Annotated in this window: 12 protein-coding genes; 8 read left to right on the forward strand and 4 right to left on the reverse strand. The window is 68.1% G+C overall.

What is annotated here, in order from left to right:
* Positions 1-49: 49 nt before the first annotated feature.
* Together rlmB and cysS are read right to left on the reverse strand one after the other, a co-directional pair.
* Positions 50-1012 carry a 23S rRNA (guanosine(2251)-2'-O)-methyltransferase RlmB gene (rlmB, locus tag EV646_RS29940; RefSeq protein ID WP_132154477.1) on the reverse strand — a complete coding sequence of 321 codons (963 nt, stop codon included), beginning with the start codon at positions 1010-1012 and terminating at the stop codon, positions 50-52.
* 1 nt (position 1013) lies between these two features.
* Positions 1014-2447, reverse strand: a complete 1434-nt coding sequence (cysS, locus tag EV646_RS29945; RefSeq protein WP_132154479.1) for a cysteine--tRNA ligase — start codon at positions 2445-2447, stop codon at positions 1014-1016.
* A gap of 73 nt (positions 2448-2520) precedes the next feature.
* Here cysS and EV646_RS29950 point away from each other — a divergent pair, with 73 nt between their 5' ends.
* The 4 genes from EV646_RS29950 (at position 2521) to EV646_RS29965 (ending at position 6654) form a co-directional block, all read left to right on the forward strand.
* Entirely contained in the window at positions 2521-3705 is a 1185-nt protein-coding gene (locus EV646_RS29950) for a neutral zinc metallopeptidase (protein WP_132154481.1), read from the forward strand.
* Between the two features lie 105 nt (positions 3706-3810).
* Positions 3811-4644 carry a lysozyme gene (locus EV646_RS29955; protein WP_241996410.1) on the forward strand — a complete coding sequence of 278 codons (834 nt, stop codon included), beginning with the start codon at positions 3811-3813 and terminating at the stop codon, positions 4642-4644.
* Positions 4645-4740: 96 nt separating this feature from the next.
* Positions 4741-5295 (forward strand): GNAT family N-acetyltransferase, encoded by a 555-nt coding sequence (locus EV646_RS29960; protein WP_132154483.1) that lies wholly within the window; start codon positions 4741-4743, stop codon positions 5293-5295.
* A 69-nt stretch (positions 5296-5364) separates the two neighbouring features.
* Positions 5365-6654, forward strand: coding sequence for a peptidase C39 family protein (locus EV646_RS29965; protein ID WP_132154485.1), 1290 nt, complete (start codon positions 5365-5367; stop codon positions 6652-6654).
* Between the two features lie 46 nt (positions 6655-6700).
* Here EV646_RS29965 and EV646_RS29970 read toward each other — a convergent pair whose 3' ends face one another.
* Entirely contained in the window at positions 6701-8383 is a 1683-nt protein-coding gene (locus tag EV646_RS29970) for a DUF2207 domain-containing protein (protein ID WP_132154487.1), read from the reverse strand.
* A 125-nt stretch (positions 8384-8508) separates the two neighbouring features.
* Between EV646_RS29970 and EV646_RS29975 the strand changes: the two genes are divergently transcribed.
* Entirely contained in the window at positions 8509-9711 is a 1203-nt protein-coding gene (locus EV646_RS29975; RefSeq protein WP_277875143.1) for a neutral zinc metallopeptidase, read from the forward strand.
* Between the two features lie 185 nt (positions 9712-9896).
* The gene (locus EV646_RS29980; protein WP_132154489.1) at positions 9897-11387 is read left to right on the forward strand and encodes a neutral zinc metallopeptidase; all 1491 of its coding nucleotides are present in this window, start codon (positions 9897-9899) and stop codon (positions 11385-11387) included.
* Here EV646_RS29980 and EV646_RS29985 read toward each other — a convergent pair.
* A complete protein-coding gene (locus EV646_RS29985; RefSeq protein ID WP_132154491.1) occupies positions 11384-13063 on the reverse strand; it encodes a DUF2207 domain-containing protein in 1680 nt (559 codons plus the stop codon). The two genes, EV646_RS29980 and EV646_RS29985, sit on opposite strands and share 4 nt — an antisense overlap.
* A gap of 73 nt (positions 13064-13136) precedes the next feature.
* Between EV646_RS29985 and EV646_RS29990 the strand changes: the two genes are divergently transcribed.
* Positions 13137-14285, forward strand: a complete 1149-nt coding sequence (locus EV646_RS29990) for a neutral zinc metallopeptidase (RefSeq protein ID WP_241996411.1) — start codon at positions 13137-13139, stop codon at positions 14283-14285.
* A 218-nt stretch (positions 14286-14503) separates the two neighbouring features.
* Entirely contained in the window at positions 14504-15268 is a 765-nt protein-coding gene (locus EV646_RS29995; RefSeq protein WP_132154495.1) for a hypothetical protein, read from the forward strand.
* The last annotated feature ends 107 nt before the right edge of the window (positions 15269-15375 follow it).

The following is a 15375-nucleotide window of genomic DNA, read 5'->3' on the forward strand; positions in this document are numbered from 1 at the left end:
AAGAAAACTGCGCCCCGAACCCACCTGGGTCCGGGGCGCAGCCCTGTTGTCAGTTCCCGCGGCGGCGGGAGATTTCGTAGAGGGTTACGCCGGTGGCTATGCCGGCGTTGAGGGATTCGGTGGCGGAGGTCATGGGGATGGAGACGATGAGGTCGCAGTTCTCGCGGACCAGGCGGGCCAGGCCCTTGCCCTCCGAACCGACGACGAGGACCAGTGGCTCGGTGGCGGCTTCGAAGGCGGGGAGTTCGACCTCTCCGTCCATGTCCAGGCCGACGACCAGCAGGCCGGCGTCCTTGTAGGACTTGAGCGCGCGGTTGAGGTTGGTCGCCCGGGCGACCGGGATCCGCGCCGCCGCACCGGCCGACGTCTTCCACGCCGACGCCGACATGGACGCCGTACGACGCTCTGGCACGAGTACGCCGTGGGCGCCGAAAGCAGCCGCGGACCGGGTAATCGCGCCCAGGTTCCGCGGATCGGTCACCCCGTCGAGCGCAACCACGAGCGGCACCTCACCCGCCTCGTACGCGCGGTCGAGCAGGTCGTCCGGATGCGCGTACTCGTACGGCGGGATCTGCACCGCGAGGCCCTGATGCGCCCCGCCGGCGGTGACCCGGTCGAGCTCGGCCCGCGGCACCTCGAGCACCGAGATGCCGTGCTCGACCGCGATCAGCAACGCCTCCCGCAGCCGGGCGTCCCGTTCGGTGCCTTCGGCAACATGCAGCGCGGCGACCGGGACCCCCGCGCGCAGTGCCTCGACCACCGGGTTGCGCCCGTACACCCACTCGACCGACGAGTCGGTGTCGCGGCGGGCCGGGCGGCGGGTGCGGTCGCGCTCCTTGGCGCGTTCCTTCGCCTTCGCCCGCTTGTGCGCGGGGTGCTTGACCCGGTCCACCGCCTTCGGCGTCGGGCCCTTGCCCTCCAGACCGCGGCGAACCCGGCCACCGGATCCGGCGGTCGGGTTCCCCCGTGGCTTCTTGCGGATCGCTCCCTTGCGCTGGCTACTGCCTGGCACGTCAGCTTCCTTCGTTGTTGTTCGGCGCGGCGATCGACCAGCGAGCACCCTCTGCGGTGTCCTCGACAACGACGCCGAGCGCGTTCAGCCGGTCGCGGATCTCGTCCGCCGCGGCATACTCCTTACGCTTACGGGCGGCCTCCCGCTGCTCCAACAGCGCTTTGACCAACCCGTCCACCACCTCACTGAGCTCTTCGGTGGCACCGGTCCGGGACGCCCACGGCTCGGCCAGCGGATCGAGCCCGAGTACGTCGAGCATCCCCCGGACCGCCGCCAGACTCTCCCGCAGGGCGGGCGAATCCCCGTCCGCGACCAGCTTGTTCCCATCCCGCACGGTGTTGTGCAGTACGGCGATCGCCGCCGGCGTCCCCAGGTCGTCGTTCATCGCGGCGACGAAGTCCGCCGGCAGTTTCGCCGCCGGCGAGACGCCGCCGGTCACCTCGGTGGCCCGGGTGACGAACCCCTCGACCCGCTGGAAGCTCGTCGCCGCCTCGTCCAGCGCGCCGAACGAGAACTCCACCACGGACCGGTAGTGCGACTGGACCAGGTAGTACCGCAGCTCGATCGGCCGCACCCGCTCGACCACGTTGCGGACGACGGCACTGTTGCCCATCGACTTGGACATCTTCTCGCCGGCGGTGGTGACGAGCGCGTTGTGCATCCAGAATCGGGCGAACTTCTGCCCGACCGCAGTCGACTGGGCCAGCTCGTTCTCGTGGTGCGGGAACCGCAGATCCAGCCCACCGCCGTGGATGTCGAACTCCTCGCCGAGGTACTTGCCCGCCATCGCCGAGCACTCCAGATGCCAGCCCGGGCGGCCGCGGCCCCACGGCGCCGGCCAGGAGGCCGTCCGCGGAGTGCCCTCGGTGTGGCCCTTCCACAGCGCGAAGTCCCGCGGGTCGCGCTTGCCGCGCGGGTCCGCGTCCTCGGCCGCTTCCATGTCCTCGATCTTCTGGTGCGAGAGCTCGCCGTACGACGGCCAGGACTTCACGTCGAAGTAGACGTCGCCGGAGCCGTCCGGGGCGACGTACGCGTGACCGAGCTCGATCAGCTGCTCGATCATCTCCAGCATCTCGGGGATGTGGCCGGTGGCGCGGGGCTCGTAGGTGGGCGGGCGGCAGCCGAGGACGTCGTACGACCAGTGCAGCTCGCGCTCGAACTCGTAGGCGTGCGCCCACCACGGCACGTGCCGCTCGGCGGACTTCGCCAGGATCTTGTCCTCGATGTCGGTCACGTTCGCGATCACGGTGACCTCGTAGCCCGAGCGCTCGAACCAGCGCCGCAGGACGTCGAACACGACCTCCTTGTAGATGTGCCCGACATGCGGCGCACCCTGCACCGTCAGCCCACAGTGGTAGATCCCGACCTTGCCCGGATGGACCGGTACGAAATCCCTCACTGCTGCTGTCGCGGTGTCGTACAAGCGAAGTGTCACCGATCAAGGGTAGCGGGAAATGGCACCGCCTCTTGACAAGATATCCACAGCAACGCTCACCCAGGAGGACAGCTTGTCGAACCAGACCCCGTACGGCGCCCCGCCGCCGCAGGCACCACCGTCGTACGGCCCGCCTCCTGGTCCGCCTGCCTACGGTCCGCCTGCCTATGGTCCGCCGCCTGGGCCGCAACAGCAGTACTGGGGTCCCCAAGGACCGCCACCGCAGGGTCCTGGCTTCGGCTGGGGCTCGAACGGCTTCCCGCCACCGCCGCCGCAGCGGAAGAAGAGCAAGGCGGGCTGGATCGTGCTGCCGATCGTCGTCGTGGTCGCCGGCGTCGTCGCGCTGTGGATGTGGCGGCAGGTCTCGGACGACCCGGGCGAGGACTACACGCATCCGCAGCCGACGTACACCTCCAGCTACAACCCGACCGAGGAGCCGACCTCCAGCAGTACGACGACCCAGGCCACCATCCGGCCGACCCAGCCGACGGCGACGAAGACCGCGACGGTCGCGCCACCGCCCTCGGACTCCGCCATCGTCACGAAGAACCGGATCTACCGGACCGGTGTGCAATGGACGGCGAACTGCCGGGAGTCGGGCGCTCGCGCCAGCAGCTTTGCAAACGCTCGCAAGTACTACACGCAGGTGCTGAGCTGCCTGGACCGCGCCTGGCCGCGCCAGGTGAATGCGTCCGGCGCTCGCTTCGCGGCGCCACGGCTGGTCGCGTTCAGCGGCACCGTGTCGACTCCGTGCAGCGGCAACGCGCCGAGTTCCTTCTACTGCTCGTCGAACCAGACGATCTACATGGACGCGAGCGACGACATCAAGCTGTACCGGACGTACCTGAGCTACCCCAACCGCACCCAGGCGACGGCCTGGCTGCGGGCGGAGATGACGGACACGGTGGCGCACGAGTTCGGTCACCACATCCAGTACATGACCGGAATCCTGCGGTCGTCGCACAACCTCGAGTACGAGTACAGCGGTGACAAGTCGCTGGAGTTCAGCCGCCGGCTGGAGATCCAGGCGACCTGCTTCGGCAACGTGTTCATGGGCTCGAACAAGGGCAGCTACGGGATCTCCGGCCAGTTCAAGAAGCAGCTGGACTGGCTGCACTCGCACCAGGGCGACGAGTACATGCCGCAGCGCGACCACGGCAGCCGCCAGGTCATCCCGTACTGGGCGAGGCGCGGCTTCAACAGCCGGAACCCCGGCTTGTGCAACACGTACGCCGCCTCCTCGCGACTGGTTCGGTAAATACTCACAGTAATCCGCGATTGAAGGGTTAATACTTTCCAGACCCGGGTAAAACCTCCGCCGAGCGCTCTGTTCCGCCCCGCATCGCTCTTCTGGAGGTTCACCGTGAAGTCCGCCCTCACGGGTGCCGCCGTCTGTCTTGGCCTGCTTCTGGCCTCGATCACCGGCTCCGCCCAAGCCAGTACGACCTCAGCTCCGCAGCCCACCGCACAGGCCCGCCAGCACGGCATCGACAAGGCCGGCGAGGCCTACATGGGCTGGACCCAGAACACGACGACGACCAGCAGCACCGCCGCCGCCCCGACCGATTTCGGCACCGCCGCGGTGGTCGAAGGCATCGACGTGTCCAGCCACCAAGGCAACGTCGACTGGGCTGCGCAATGGAACGCCGGCAAGCGGTTCGCCTACGTGAAGGCGACCGAAGGCACGTCGTACAAGAACCCGTACTTCGCCCAGCAGTACAACGGCTCCTACAACGTCGGCATGATCCGCGGCGCGTACCACTTCGCCCTGCCGAACAGCTCCAGCGGCGCCACTCAGGCCAACTACTTCGCCACCAACGGCGGCGGCTGGTCCGGCGACGGCAAGACCCTGCCGGGTGCGCTCGACATCGAGTACAACCCGTACGGCGCCACCTGCTACGGACTGAGCCAGTCCGCGATGGTCAGCTGGATCCGCGACTTCCTCAACACCTACAAGTCCCGCACCGGCCGCGACGCGGTCATCTACACGAACTACAACTGGTGGAGCACCTGCACCGGCAACAGCACCGCCTTCAACGCCACCAACCCGCTCTGGGTCGCGCGCTACGCCTCGACAGTCGGCACGCTGCCAGGCGGCTGGCCGTTCTACACCTTCTGGCAGTGGACCTCGACCCCACTCGACCAGAACCACTTCAACGGCGACATGTCTCGCCTGACCGCTCTGGCCAACGGCTGAGCGTCACGGCGGCCCTCAATTCGGCAAGGCCCTCCCACAACGGCGTGGGAGGGCCTTGTTTCAAAAGGGGTTGCGACGACCTCTTAGGCTCAGGATGTGCCCTACAAGCTACCGATCGAGACCGAGCGCCTGACCCTTCGCAGGTACGTCGAGACCGACTACGACGACCTGCTCAAGCTGCAGTCCAACGACGACGTGACGCGGTTCCTGCTGTACGACTCGAAGACGCCCGACGAGGTGCGCGAATCGCTCGCTCTCCGGATGGCCGACGTACCGATGGACGCCGACCTGCAGGCGTTGACGCTGGCCGTGATCCTGCGCGAGACCGGGCAGCACGTCGGCGAGGTGACGTTGTTCGTGGAGAACTCGACGCATCAGGGTGGCGAGATCGGCTTCGTGTTCCATCCGGAGTTCCACGGGCGCGGGTTCGCCGCGGAGGCGTCGGCGCAGGTACTGCGGATGGGCTTCGAGGAACTCGGCATGCACCGGATCATCGGCCGGCTGGACGCGCGCAACACCGGGTCCGCCAACCTGCTGAAGCGGCTCGGCATGCGCCAGGAGGCACACTTCGTCCGGAACGAGTTCCTGAAGGGCGAATGGACCGACGAACTGGTCTTCGCGATGCTCGCCGACGAGTTCGTAAGTATTTGACAGGACTAAGGCCGACCTAAGGCACGCGTTCACCGCGACATCCGTACTACCCCGGTTTACCGTCGTTGCATGATCACCGCCCACAGCCTCACCGCACTGGTCACCGGTGTGGTCGTGCTGACCTCCGGCACCCTGTCCAGCGAGGCCATGAAGGTGCCCCAGTTGCGCGACATCGCGTACCACACGTGGACGTCGACGACCGACTTCCTCGCCGGTGCCCACTCCGGCACCACCGTCGCCGACGGCGCGCTCACCTTCGGCACCTCGACCGGGACCACGTCGTACATCGATCCGTTCGGCGACGGTACGGCGAAGAGCTACGACCGGACCAGCTGGACGTCGCCGGTCGTCACCCCCGGCTTCGGCCTCACCGAACTGATCGCGTCCTGGAACGCGACCACCCCGCCCGGCACCTGGATCGAGCTGGCGATGTCCGGACGGACCGACCTCGGCGCCACGACCAAGTGGTACGTGCTCGGCCGCTGGTCGAGTGGCGACGACGCCGCGGCCGGCGACATCCACCGCACCTCGCTCCCGGCGCAGGGCGACACGAACGGATCCGTTGCCGTCGACACCTTTGTCGCGGGCACCGGCCGCTCACTCGACCGCTGGCAGCTGCGCGTGACGCTGTATCGCCTCACCGGTACGACGCAGTCGCCTGTGGTGCGCTCGGTCGGGGCGATGGCGTCCCGGCTGCCGGCCGACAAGAAGGTTGCCGCGAGCCCCCTTGGCGGCGCGGGGGGCGTCGTACTGAATGTGCCGACGTACTCGCAGGAGACCCATATCGGGCACTACCCGCAGTGGGACGGCGGGGGCGAGGCGTGGTGCTCGGCGACGTCGACGGCGATGGTGCTCGACTACTACGGCGCCGGGCCGACCGCGGCCGAGACGGCGTGGGTCGATCCCAGCGATCCGGATCCGCAGGTGGATCACTCGGCCCGGTCCGTCTTCGACTATGCGTACGACGGCGCCGGCAACTGGCCGTTCAACACGGCGTACGCCGGGACGCGTGGGGTCGACGGGTTCATCACCCGGCTGCGGTCGCTGACCGAGGCGGAGCAGTTCATCAAGGCCGGCATCCCGCTGATCGCGTCGCTGTCGTTCAAGAAGGGCGATCTGCCCGGCGCCGGCTACGGGACCAACGGGCATCTGATGGTGATCGTCGGGTTCGACGCCGCCGGGAATGTCGTCGTCAACGACCCGGCGTCACATCTGATCCCGAGCAACGACGAGGTGCGGACGACGTACGACCGGGCCGCCTTCGAGAACGCCTGGGTCCCGCACTCGGGTGGACTCGTCTACGTCATCCACCCGGCCGGGATGCCGCTGCCGCCGGGCGGTGCGCAGGCCAACTGGTAAACGCGAAACCGCCCGCACACCAGGTGTGCGGGCGGTTTTTATCAGTTCAGCGGGCGAAGAGCGCGCCGGTGAGGTTGGTGGTGAGGTTGCGGAGCGAGTCCGGCAGGTACTGCAGGTGCCAGCCGGACGGACCGCGGTACCACGGGAAGCCTTCGTCCGCCTCGCCAGGCGTGATGTCGGTCCCGACCAGGGCGTCGATCCAGCGGTCCGAGCCGCCGAGTACGACGGCGTACGGGAGCGCCCGCGAGCAGAGCTCCGCGTGCTGGTCGTTCGGCAGTTCGCTGACGTCCATCTCCAGCAGCTCGCCCCGGATCGCGGCGACCTGGCCGAGCACGCGCCCGGCGGCCGGAGCCTTCGACGGCATGTAGCGGCCGACGAGGATCAGCCCGACACCGACAGCGGTGATCGCGAGACCCAGCAGACCCCAGCTGGACAGCAGCGCGAGTGCGACCGTCGCGACGACACCCAGTACGGTCGTGACGATGCCGACGGTCGCCCAGGTCGAGCGGGTCCGGTCCGGCCGCTCCTTGAACCAGCCGCGCTTGACGACCCCGTCGTACAGGGCGTCCTGGACCTGCTCTAGGTTCGCCCGGACCTGGCGGCCGAGCTCGGAGACCAGCACCGAGTCGGAGTCGCCGAAGATGGCGCGGATCAGGACGTTCTCGTACCGCTGGAGTTCCTCGGCCGGGGCGTTCGAGACCCGGCGCAGCTCCCAGTCCGGACGCGCGTACTCGGTCTCGTGCTCCTGCTCGATGATCGTGATGTGCCCGCGGACGGCCAGGTCGATGATGGTCGCGGTGACGTCGACCGGGTCGATCCGCTCGTCGATCAGGGTGCCGACCTCGCCGGGCCGCAGGTCCGACGGCGGAGTGAAGGTGATCTTGGTGTCCCCGCCGAGACTGAACAGCGACGCCGGTACGACGCGGCGCGGGTCGATCTGGTCACGGCCGCGGACCCGGTAGAGCAGCAGCAGCGCGATCGCCCCGAGCAGCAGCACCGCCAGGGCGCTGAACAGCTGGGCGGCGTCGGTGGAGAAGGCCCGCTTGAAGGTCTTGCGGTACTCGATGATCGAGTTCGCGGCGATCTCGCCCTCGGGGAAGCCGACCGTCATCCGGACCGTGTTGCCCGGCGGCAGGCCCTGCTGCTGGAACGTCGGCCCGGCGGTCTCGCTGATCTGCGCCAGCGTGCACGGGGTGTTGCTGTCGATCGCGCCGGCGAAGCAGGAGACGTGCGTCACTTCCGGCGTGCTGTAAACGATGTTCGCCTCTTGGATGGTCAGGCCGATCCCGGTCAGCGGGGCGAACTGGACCTCGGTGCCGTTCAGCGTCTTGGCGACCGCGCCGCGGACCGTGTAGGTGAAGTTCAGCTCGGTCGTGCCGCTGACGTCGGCGACCGCGATCGAGGTGACGTCACCGTCGGTGCTCACCTCGGTCTGCTTGTCCTGGCCGCCGGCCTTGACCTGCAGATCCTCGATCTTCTGCACGTGGTCGATGTCGTCAGGCAGGTGCTCACGCGTGACCACGAACCGGGTGAAGGTGCCGGTCACGTTGCTGAGCTTCCAGGTTTCGGAGACCTTCAGCAGGCCGTCGCGTTCGACCCGGATCTCCGAGTCGTAATTGGTCACGACCGGGTCGGCCGAGCCGTGGGAACCGGTCGCTCCGGCTGGGACGCCGGTCAGGACCGAGAGGCCGAGGGCACACAGGGAGAGCCCGAGCAGACGTAGTCGCATCGCCCAATCACACCGTATTAAGAGGGTCAGGTTGACATCGGGCACCATATCGCGGCCGGTGCTCACCGCAACGACCCTTGCGATGTGAGCCGGGATGAGCCGACCTTTGGGTACCGTCTTGGCTCGTGTCAGGCAACCAATGGGGTCCGTACCAGCCAGGGCAGGCGCCGGTGCCACCTGCGCAGCAGCAGCCGCCGCAGGGCCAGTACGGCGGGCAGCCCTGGCAGCCGGGTGCGGCGCCGTACGCCGGTCCCCCGCCGCAGGGGTACGGCGCTCCGCCGCCGGGCGGGCCTCAGTTCGGCTGGGGCGCCGGTGGACCGCAGCCGCCGAAGAAGAAGGGCAGCGGCGGCAAGGTGCTCCTGGTGCTCCTCGGCGTCGTGGTGGTCGGCGTGGTCGGTCTCTTCGGCATCTCGAACGTGCTGAAGCACAACAGTTCGTCGTCGTACACCTCACCGACCTACACCTCGAGCTACAGCCCGACGTACTCGCAGACTGTCGAGCCGTCACCGACGAACGGGACGACGACCAAGGCGCCGACGCTGCCGACTGTGACGAAGCCGACAGCGCCCCGTACGACGAGCACGCCGAAGGTCAAGCCGGGTCCGACCGACTCCGACCTCGTCACGAAGAACAGGATCTACCGGGCCGGTGCGGTGAGCTCGGTGGGTTGCCGGGAGTCCAGGTCCCGCCCGTCGAACACGGCGGGCGCGCGGGCCAACTACCGGAACCTGCTCGGCTGCCTGAACCGGACCTGGGCCACACCGGTGGCCAGGGCGGGCGGGCAGTTCCGGGGGCCGACCGTGCGGATGTTCACCGGCACCATCACCTCGCCGTGCGGGAGCATGAGCGACAGCGGTCCGCCGTTCTACTGCGGTAGCAACGAGACCATCTACATGAACCTCACCGAGGACATCGGCAACTACAACCGCTACTCGCAGTCGTACCAGAAGGTGTGGGCGCGGATGTGGATGCTGCACCAGTTCGCCCACGAGTACGGGCACCACGTGCAGAACCTGACCGGCATCCTGGCCGCCAACCACCGGATGCGGTACGAGCGCACGTCGTCGGCGAAGGAGCTGGAAGACACCCGGCGGCTCGAGCTGCAGGCCTCCTGCTTCTCCGACGTGTTCATCGGCGCGAACCGGCGTACGTACCCGATCACTGGACAGTCACTGTTCCAGTGGCGGTGGCTGATCGGAAACGTGACCGACTACAACAACGACCACGGTGACGCCGTCAACCACAAGTTCTGGGCGACCCGCGGCTACAACGCCCGCAACCCGAGCGCTTGCAACACCTTCACCGCCTCCTCCGGGAGAGTGAAGTAGGCCGCAGGCCCGATCAGGATGCCCCGCCACTCTGTCCGCGACCGGCCGGAGTGGTTAGCCTGATGCGTCTGCATCACGCAGAGTATGTCCTTGGGGGGACGAGACCCGACCGGCGTGGACTTCGCCACCCCGAAAACGCGCCGGACACGTGACGGCTACAGCCAGCAAGGTCGTGAGGAGTTTCGATGTCGGACAACTGGAATCCACCTCCGGGTCGTGAACCGGCTGAGGGCGACCAGCCGGACGGTCCGCCGGATCAGCCGGCCGAGGGTGGCCAGTCACAGCGGTGGTGGACCGAGAGCACGTCCCCGAAGCGCGAATTCCTCACGGAGCCGGAGCACGGTCCGGCCCGGCCGCAGAACAACTGGTTCGGCGACGGCTGGTCCGACCGCCGGTCGGACGCCCGGTCCGAGAGCTCGTACCTGTGGGCATCTCAGGACGGAGCGGCACCTCAGCAAGGGCCTTCACAGCAGGGGGCGCCGCAGCAGGGGGCGCCGCAGCAGAGCGCGCCTCAGCAGGGTCAGCCCGCGCAGGGCCAGCAGCAGGGCCAGCAGCAGGGGCCGGCGCCGGAGGGCTGGAGTGGGCCGGCGGGGCGGCATGCTGCGCCTCAGTACGGTCGGCAGCTCGGTCCGATGGGCCAGCCGGTGCAGCAGCCGCCGACGTGGCAGTACCCGCCGATTCCGATCCCGCAGCCGCCGGGTAACGGCCGTCGGCGCAAGCAGAAGACGGTGTCCCGCGGTCTGCTGATCGGGCTCGTCGTACTCGCGGTCCTGGTGGTCGGCTCCGGAGTCACCCTCGCGCTGCGCTACACCGGCGACGACAACACCCCGAAGGCCGCCGAAACCCCGAGCGCGGCCGCGTCGGAGACTCCGTCGGAAACACCGTCCGAGACTCCGTCAGCGACACCGTCCAAGACCCCTTCGCCCAAGCCGACGACACCGCCCAAGCCGACCGTCTCGCCCGCGGACGTGACGGTCACCAGGAACAAGCTCTATAAGGCCGGCGCGTTCCCGGGCGCGAAGTGCGTGGAGCCGCCGTTCGCGCCGACCAACATCGCCGGCGCCCGGAACTACTACAACCGCCTCCTCCCCTGCCTGAACCACAGCTGGTGGCTGGCGCTGAGGAGGGCCGGTCTGCCGTTCCGGGCACCGAAGATCGCGGTGTACGCCGGAACGGTGAACTCCGCCTGTGGCGCCCAGCGCAGCGTCAGAGCGGCGTACTGCGGTGTGAATCAGACCATCTACCTGCCGTTCTCGCTGGACAACCGGCTCTACAAGCAGGCCCCGGTGTACGCGCGGGCGATCATGCTGAACACGTTCGCGCACGAGTACGGCCACCATGTGCAGAACCTGACCGGCATCCTGGCCGCCTCGATCCAGCGGCAGCAGGCGATGTCACCGCAGAAGAAGCTGGAGGAGAGCCGTCGCCGCGAGCTGCAGGCCACCTGCCTGGGTGCGGTGTACCTGGGCGCGAGTTCCGCGTCGATTCCGATGACCGGCCAGCTGCTGACGAGCTACCGGTATCTGATCTCCCACACCGGCGACCAGTATTCGAAGCCGGTCGTACGCGACCACGGCAGCGCGGGCAACAACCGCTTCTGGTCGCAAATCGGCTTCAACCGGAAGTCGCCGAACAGCTGCAACACCTTCGTCGCCGCGTGGAACAGAGTGGCCTAGAAAAGCCGGCGTGCCGTCGCCAGGGAGCCGCCGAACGAGGTGACGAAGTTGCTCAGCGACTCACCGATGTCGGACAGGTGCCAGTCCTCCGGACCGGAGTACCAGCCGATGCCGGCGTCCGGGTCGTCGTCGTGATCGGTCGCCGCGATCTCCAGCGCCCACTTCTCGGTCAGTCCGAGCACCGCGGCGTACGGGAGGCAGCGCGACGCGAACTCGAGCCGGTGGCTCTGCGGCAGGTCTGCCGACGTCTCGTCGACCAGATACTGCTGCAGGCCGGCCACACGTCCCAGTACGGCGGCACCACGCGCAGTGCGGGCCGGTGCGACCTGGCCGACCAGTGCGAGCACCAGGCCGGTCAGCATGACCGCGAAGCCCACCAGGCCGTACTTGCTCACGATGGCCAGCACAATCGTCAGTACGACGCCCGCGCCCAGCAGAACCACGCCTGCAGTGGTCCAGCGGTTGCGCACGGCGTCAGGGCGGTTGGCGAACCACCCCTGCGTGACGACGTCGGCGTACAGCTGCTCACGCACCAGGTTGAGCCGCGGCCGCAGCGACGGGCCGAGCGTGGAGACGACGACCGTGTCGCCGTCCGCGAACACCGCGTCCAGCAAGGCCTTCTCGTACGGCAGTAGCTCGGGTCCGCCCTGGTTGAGTCGGCGCAGTTCCCAGTCCAGCTTGCCGAACTGGCTCTGCCGCGGCAGCTCCACGATGGTCAGGTAGTTGCGCACGGCAAGGTCCAGCAGAGTTGCGGTGATGTCCACGACATCAGCCGTCTCGTCCACCACCGTGCCGACCTGGCCGGGCCGGATGCCGTCGGGCGCGGCGAACTGCGGCCCGTCGGCGCTGTCCAGCACGGGACGCTCCGGCGCACCCGCACCGACCTTGGCCGCGTCACGGCCGCGCAGGAACCACAGCGCTGCGGCGGCGAGCAGTCCGATGCCGAACACGATCACTGCCAGGCCGAGCGTGCCGGAGTCGACCGTGAACGCCCGGCCGAGCGTCCAGCGCGTCTTGAACTCCGCGTTCGGCTGGACCGTCGCCTGGTCGCTCAGCCCGGTCAGGAAGGTCAGCCGCCCGCCCGCTGGTACGCCGTTCTGGTCGATCTGCAGCGCAGCCGACTCCGCCAGCTGGGACGACGTACAGGGCATGCTGGAGCCGACACGGCCGGCGATGCAGGTCACCCAGGTCGCGAACGGCACGTTGACCGTCACCGCTGCCTTCGGGATCGCCGTACCGAAGCCCTGCACGATCGGCCAGCTCACCTCGCGGCCCTCGGTGGAGTCCGCCACCACGTTGTCCACGGTGTAGCTGTAGACGATCGTGGATTTGCCGGACACGTTGAGTGTGAGCCGACGGGCGTTGTCGACGCTCTCGTTCGCGAAGCCCTGCGCGGGCTGGCCGTTCACCGTCGCCGATACGTCGCTGAGGCCGTACGTGCGGTCCCGCTCGGCGTCTGACCGGACTCGGGTGGTCAGCGTCCGGCTGAACGTCGTACCGCCTGCTGCCAGGTCGACCGTCTCCTTGACCTGCAGTGCACCGTCCTTGGTCAGCGTGGCCTCGGCGGCGTACGCCGTGATCTGGTCGTCGGCGGCCGCGGCCGGCAACGTGCCCATGGCAACGAACGGCACGGATATCAGCAGGGCGGCCGGGAGGACGCGGCGCTTCAGTGACATGGCTCGAGAGTAGTCTCGTGCCGGTTCGTGGTGTGCGATACGGGGCAGTGCAGCGGCGAGGAGGGCAAGACCTGTGAGCAGCCAGTACGGCTACGGCGGTCCGCATGGTCAGCGTCCGGCTCCTCCGCCTGGAGTGTTGCCGCCGCCCGCTGCGGCGCCTTGGCAGCAGGGACCCGGTCCGTTCCAGCAGGGTCCGTTCCAGCAGGGCCAGTTTCAGCAGGGCCGGTTTCAGCCTGGTCAGTTTCAGCAGGGGGCGCCGTACCCGGGTCAGTGGGGTCAGCCGTACTACGGCGGTCCGGGGCAGTTCAACGGGTTCCCGCCACCGCGAAGGCGTGGTGGCGCTTTACGGTTCATCCTGCTCGGGTTCATCCTGCTCGTCTTCGTCGGCGTCTCGCTCGCCGTACTCGGCTCGATCCTGACCCGCGGCAGCGACGACACCGCCGAACCGGGCGTGACTGGCCCGTCGATCGTGCCGACGCCGAACACCAACGCGCAGAAGGGCAGCGCGGAGGACTACCTCCAGCACGCCGAGATCTACGACGCCGGCGCCCTGCCCGAACAGAACTGCCCGGCCGCGGACCTCGGAAACGGCAGCCTTGCCGCGCAGAAGGTCTACTACCAGAAGCTCTTCACCTGCCTGAACGACGCCTGGCGCCCGATCTTCAAAGACCTCGGCCAGAGCCCGCCGGACCCGGGCCTGGTCGTCTTCGACAAGCCTGTCGTCACCCCGTGCGGCAACTTCGCGCCGCTGTCCGGTCGAGTACTCGCGTTCTACTGCTATGGCAACCAGGTGATGTACACCGACGTACAGCAGATGAACAAAGCCTTCGGACCGAAGCAGGACCTCGCCTACCTGATGACGATCGCCCACGAGTACGGGCACCACGTGCAGGGCGTGAGCGGATTGTTCTACGCGCGCATGGCGTACCTGCAGGACCACCCGGCCGAGAAGCTCATCAGCTCCCGCCGCAACGAACTCCAGGCCTCCTGCTTCGCCGGCGTCTTCAGCAAGGCCGTCGCCACCAGCTACCCCCTCACCAACCGCATGCCCGAGTTCCGCGAACAATCCAGCAACAGCTTCGGCGAAACCCCCGACACCCCCGAAGACGAACGCACCCACGGCCTGGCCACCAGCCAAGGCTTCTGGATCCAAAACGGCTTCAACGTAGGCCAAACCGCCACCTGCAACACCTTCGCCGCCCCCGCCGGACTAGTGAAGTAGCCCGGCACGTCTGCATCGAGTCGTGGATTTTGGTTGGGGTGGGGAGCAGAAATCCACGAGTCGGCGATGCCTGTGGATATGTGGCGTCGCGTTGAGCGGAAATCGGGGATCGTGGTGGGGTGAGTTGGAGTCGGCCGTTCACGGCAGCGCAGGGGCTGGCGGCGGGGATCACGCCTGGTGTCCTCCGTGGCAGTCGGTTTCGACGCCTGGTGGGGTCTGTGTACGTCGACGCCAACGTCCCGGTCACGCCGAAACTGCTCGCCGAAGGTGCGTTGCTGCTGGCGCCTGACGGCGTAGTGAGTCATCACACGGCGCTGCAACTGTGGGGCGGTGCCGGTCCGGTCAGTAGTGAGCTGCATGTGAGTGTCCGGCATGATCCCCGCCGAGCACGGCCTCGTGTGAGCGGCCTGCGTGTTCACGAGGTGCAGGAGCTGGACTGTGCGACCGTGGCCGGGCTTCCGCTGACGACGCCAGCACGCACGTTCCTCGACCTGGCCGCTTGGTGTGACCTGACCGATCTCGTGGCAGCAGGAGATTCACTCGTACGGCGTACCGGCGCCACGCCCGAGTCGTTGTACGACGCGGCGTCGTCGACGATCGGCGTACGCGGAGTCCGGCTTGCCCGGCAGGCGGCCGGTCTGGTCCGGAGCGGCGTCGACTCTCCAATGGAGTCCCGGCTCAGACTGCTGATAGTCCTGGCCGGACTGCCCGAGCCCGAGATCGGCCGGACGATCTACGACGCCGACGGCGGCTGGCTGGCGAAACCTGACCTCTCCTACCCGGACCTGAGGATCGCGATCGAGTACGATGGCCGGCACCACCTGCGCGACAGCATCCAGTGGCAACGCGACATCCGCCGGCGCGAGAACCTCGAACGCGCCGGCTGGCTCGTCCGCGTCATCACCGCCGCCGATCTCCTCCGCGCCCCCGATACAGTCCTCGCCCGAATCACCCAGGACATCCATACCCGTCTCGCCGCGTGAGCCGTCACTCATTCGTGGATTCGCGCAGACGTCGGCAGCAGATATCCACGACTCGGCGGGGGCGCCTGATCAACGTGAGACGGTCGTTTGATGTTCTGGGGGTGTTA

The organism is Kribbella antiqua, assembly GCF_004345665.1.
GTDB classification, from domain to species: domain Bacteria; phylum Actinomycetota; class Actinomycetes; order Propionibacteriales; family Kribbellaceae; genus Kribbella; species Kribbella antiqua.